The organism is Streptomyces sp. NPDC057702, assembly GCF_042799315.1.
In the GTDB taxonomy this organism is placed as follows: Bacteria; Actinomycetota; Actinomycetes; order Streptomycetales; family Streptomycetaceae; genus Streptomyces.
In genome coordinates this window covers 1-4458 of sequence record NZ_JBHVJC010000079.1, presented here as the reverse complement: position 1 = coordinate 4458, position 4458 = coordinate 1, and the positions used below count along the sequence as shown (strand labels likewise).

General features: G+C 70.3%; 3 protein-coding genes and 1 pseudogene. All 4 read right to left on the bottom strand.

Annotation, left to right across the window (positions count from 1 at the left end):
- Positions 1–208: 208 nt before the first annotated feature.
- Entirely contained in the window at positions 209–634 is a 426-nt protein-coding gene (locus ACFVFR_RS31795) for a hypothetical protein (RefSeq protein WP_383708089.1), read from the bottom strand.
- Between the two features lie 245 nt (positions 635–879).
- Positions 880–2669 (bottom strand): annotated as a pseudogene (locus ACFVFR_RS31790) (hypothetical protein).
- Positions 2666–3808, bottom strand: coding sequence for an AAA family ATPase (locus ACFVFR_RS31785; protein WP_383708092.1), 1143 nt, complete (start codon positions 3806–3808; stop codon positions 2666–2668). Before ACFVFR_RS31785 ends, ACFVFR_RS31790 begins: the two are co-directional and overlap by 4 nt.
- Positions 3809–4003: 195 nt before the next feature.
- Positions 4004–4225 (bottom strand): hypothetical protein, encoded by a 222-nt coding sequence (locus ACFVFR_RS31780; RefSeq protein WP_383708090.1) that lies wholly within the window; start codon positions 4223–4225, stop codon positions 4004–4006.
- Positions 4226–4458 lie beyond the last annotated feature (233 nt).

Here is a 4458-nt window from a genome sequence, read left to right as displayed (position 1 = left end):
GACCCACTCGGCATTCGTCAGATCACCCCGCCCCATGCCAGGAACAACGAGACAGCAATCCGACAGTCACATGATCCGCCGGACAGGCCCTAGCCCGACCAGTGGGCCACGACAAGGTGCTCCAGCCGATCGTCGGGCGACATCGGCCGCCCGAGCGCCTCCGTAAGTGGACCGCGCGGTGTGCGGGTTGGCTCGTTCAGGCGGAGAATCACCGGCCGCTCCGAGCGTCGGCGATGTGCACGAGCTGATCGAGCGCCGTGATGGTGTACCAGCCGCAGTCGACCACCTCGTCGCGACCGGCGAACCGCGGCAGCAGTGCCTCCTCCATCGCCCGCAAGTGGATCAAGTAGTCCGGGCAGTGGCGGGAGAGGTGCACGAGGTAGCGGGGGTGCGCGGTGATGAAGGACCGGGTGCCGCCGGTGGCATCCCGCAGCCGCCATCCGTCCTCGTCGGTCGGGGTATGCCAGGACGGAGCGACGACGAGCGTCGCGTCCCCCCACAACTCCCGGCCGACCACACCCTTGAGGACGGCGACGGTGTCACCGGCTTGGAAGTGCGCGTGGGTGATGTCCCGGTCGGGAGTGAGAGGGTCGGGTGTTGGCGCGAAGGCGGAAGCGGGCGAAGGCTGGGACATACGGTTCCTTCCACGCGAGGCGAGTGCGGTGGGAGGTCCAATAGTCCGGAGGATGACCGGTTTGGCTAACCGCTGACCTGCGGATATGTTTCCGGCGGTCAGCGAACCGAACGCCCGCGCAGCCTGCCACGAGAGGGACGTCGAGATGCTCGCGCCCGCTCGCCACGGCCGGCGAAGCACTGGTTCGCTCCTGTCCAGAGCGAGGGCTCACGTGGTTGTTCCTGCTTTCTGTGTTCTGCGCCGTCTCAGCGTGTCCTGCGGATGACGTCTGTGGCCGCCGTAGCGATGGCGACGGGAGCGCTGGAGGGCTGGGGCAAGTGCAGCAAGGTGGTCCCTGGCAAGTGGTGGGAATTCGCGGTGAGGGTGAGTTGGAGTACGGCGCAGCCGGCGGTCGTGAGCTGCTTGACGCGGGTGACGGCTTGAGCGGTTTCGTCGCTGCCGTAGTGGGCGTCGGTGACGATCACGAGGAGGCGGCCGGCGCCGGGGCGGCTGAGTTCGAGGCCGTGGTCGAGTGCGTCGATGGCGTTGGCAAGGTTGTGGTGGCCGCCGTTGGCATCGAACGTTGTCACGCGCTCTGGTGCTCGGTGGGTGGGTCGGGTCAATGCGGTCAGGTGCCTGTCATAGGCGATGGTGGCGGTACGGGAGTCGGGGTCGGTCAGGGCTGCTGCGCGTGCCACGATCCAGGCAGCGGAGGCGACGGGCGCGCAGGCGGCACGCATGGAGCCGGAGACGTCGACGGCGATACCCACGCGCAGCGGTGGGGTGGGGGTGTTCCGGCGGCGAGTATGGGTGAACGGTTGCGCGGTGGGGACCGACCCGGCCGCGCGCTGAGCGTCGCGGGCGAGGGCCGCGCGCATGTTGAGGCGGCCGGGCGGGGTGGGGCTGGTGGTCCGCTCCTCGGTCCGCTCGCGGTAGGCGGCGGCACGCAGGGCGCGGTTCAGGCGCGCGGCGGCCTTCTGCTCGGCGGCGGTGGGCTTGCGAGTGCCGGTGACCGGGTTGCCGTAGGGCGCCGGTGTGCCGTCGGGGGTGACGGTGGTGCCACGGGCGTTGAAGACGGACTTGGCGGTGGCGGCGGCTTTGCGTCGCTGGTCGGTCCGCTGAGCGCGGTCCTGAGCCTGAGCCTTGGACTGTGCGGTCATGGCGTTGGTGGCTGCGGCCTGTGCCGCGAAGTCGGCGGCGTCGGTGGCTGCTGTGCTGTCCATGACGACTCCCACTGCGCCGGACAGGAGATCGGTGAGGTTCTCCGGCACAGGCAGGGCGGGGGCTGCTGTGTCCAGAGCGTCGCACCATTCTTTCGCGTGGGCGAGCATGGCCGTGGCGTCGTGGTCGGCGCACTGGTGGGCTGCGGTCCAGATGCGGGTGAGTGCGGCCAGCAGGTTTGTGCCCAGCACCTTTTCGCACAGATCGGCGACGGCCCGACTCTCGCCGGCGTCCAGGATGCCGATGTCACGGCGGCCGAGGACCAGGGCCGCCACGGCGGCTGCGTGCTCGATGCCCTGGAGAGTGGGGTGGGCGATGTCGGGCATGACCAGGGTTCGGGCACTGGTGCGCAGGTACGTGCGGTCCGTGGGCCGCGTGATCAGGTGTGCGCCTTCGACACGGCTCTCCTCCAGCAGCAGCGCGGCCTCGACGACACGGGAGTTCGCTCCGACAGGCGCCGTCCAGAGGGAGTGGGCCGCGTGCGCGGCCTCGTGGACGAACACTCCCCAGGCGGCGGGATACCGCTCCTCGTCGCCCACGATCCGCGGGTGAATCTCGTGGGGCTTCAGCGGGGCGAACAGGCCAGCGTCGAACTCGACCTCGCCCAGAGTGGGGAAGAACGCGGCCGGTGCGCCGCTGCGCGTGCCGGGGCGGCAGGTGACGAGGAGGTCCTGGCGGCCGGAGAGGGCGACCAGCCGATCGCCGAGTTCTGCTCCCACGCGTCCGGGGAGGAACGGGGTTGCGCGGGTGGGGCGCCGTCGTCGTCCCATCGCGCGAGGTCAGCGTCGTCGTCCGGTGCGGTGGCGGGGGGCTGGACGTGGTGGTGGGCGCTCATCGCGAGCGGCCCCGGTGTGCGGAGCCGGTGCTGCCCGGGGGCTGCCGGACGGCCGAGGCGGGGAGCTGCTTGCCGAGGGTGAGGGGCGCGATGTTCTTGACGCCGGCAGCCTTGATGACGGCGGCGGCGACGGCGTCGCGATCCTCCACAGGAGCGATGCCGACGAGGTTCGCGAGCGCGGCTTTGGTGCCGAGGACGGCCTCGGTCTTCTGGTAGCTGAGCAGCTCTCGCAGTTGGGGGGCCCAGCCAAGCTCGCCGAGTTCGACCTGGTGGGCGAGGTGTCGGGCGACCCGGACCACCCGTGCATCGATCCTCAGCGCCAGGGCGAGGTCATAGTCCGTGCCGATCTGGATCTGCACGCTGAACCGGCTCGCGAGCGCCTCCGTCAACACCGCGCCGTGGACACCGGGATTGTGGCCCGCCACCACGTAGAAGCCCGGCTCGGCCTTGATGGTCTCGCCCTTGTGGGCCTTAACTTGGATCTGCCTGCGCCCGTCCATCGCGGGATACAGCGCCGCCAGGACCTTCGGCGAGATCAAGGTGGCATCGTCGATCAGCAGGGCGCTGCCCTCGGTCATCGCGGTGACCAGTGGACCGTACTGGAAGACGTAGGCTCCCGCGTCGTCCTGTGTGTACTCGCCGATCAAGTCGCCGACCGTGGTGTCGCCGTCGCCGGCGACGGTGAGCAGGTCCGGGAACGCCGCCTCGACCAGACTCGTCTTGCCGGTGCCCGGAGGACCGTAGAGCAGCACCGGCACGTCGGCGTCGCGCAAGCGATTCAACGCCTCGACGTCGGGCAGATCGGCCAGCTCCCGGGGGTGGTAGAGCTGGCCCCCCGCGCGGCGGATCGGACCGGTCTGCCTGGGCGTGGCTGCTGCGAGAATGGTCGTGCGGGCCGTGGCCGCCTGGGCGCGGGGAGAATGGGTGCCCGGTGGGCTGATCACAGCGGTCTGCGCGGCTGCGGCGGTTTTCGCGTTCGCGCGAAACTCCGGTTGTCCGGTTCCGCCTTGGTCGGCCTCACCGCGTCGCACCAGGGTGAGGGCGGCGTTGCGGACGGCGCCGTGCGAGTGGCCCAGCTGCCTGGCCATGTCCCCGATGGTGAGCGCGTCCGCCGACCGGTCGGCCAGCAGTCGAGCCACCTTGGCCCGTAGTTCGCCGCCCTTGGTGCGCGCTGGACTGGTAGGCGTTCCGGGTGTGGTCAAAAACGAAGCCCCTTCAACAGTCTCGGATGTGGGCGAGGTTGGCGATGTCCTGGAGAGGCTGGCCGCTCTCGGAGCGGGTCACGGACTGCGCCGACATCGGCGACCGGGCCAACCGGGGCGTACCGTCGGCGCTCACCGGTCGACCGAGGGCCCGGCCCAGGTGCACGGGATAGCCGGCGACGAGCAGCTCGCTGGCTGCCGAGCAGGCCTGTGCGTCCGCTCCGTACTGGGTTCTGTCGCTCGGCACGCGCAGACTGGCGTCTCTTCGAAGCCGGCCTGCAGCAGGACTCGCCGGGCGGCGGCGTTGTAGCCGGTGGTGGTGATCTCGCCGGTGATGGTGTGCCGGATCGTCATGAACGGCTCTGCTGGTGCTTCGGGCAAGGCGGATCTCCTCATGAGGGTTGGAGGGGGTGGCGGTGCCGGTACCCGCACGGGTCTTCGCGTGCTGCTGTGGGGTGGGGGCGCCGCTGGCCGCGGCCGTAGCGGTCGCGGGTTAGTACTGCAACGGTGCTTGCCGTGACTGATGGCCGGGTCAGGGGCTGTGTCCGCGTCGTTTGTAGTGGCTGGTGCGGGCCTGGTGTTGTCGT

Excerpts from the sequence above, each read along its gene's own strand:
- ACFVFR_RS31795 (WP_383708089.1), bottom strand. The coding sequence starts at position 634 with ATGTCCCAGCCTTCGCCCGCTTCCGCCTTCGCGCCAACACCCGACCCT.
- ACFVFR_RS31780 (WP_383708090.1), bottom strand. The coding sequence starts at position 4,225 with ATGACGATCCGGCACACCATCACCGGCGAGATCACCACCACCGGCTAC.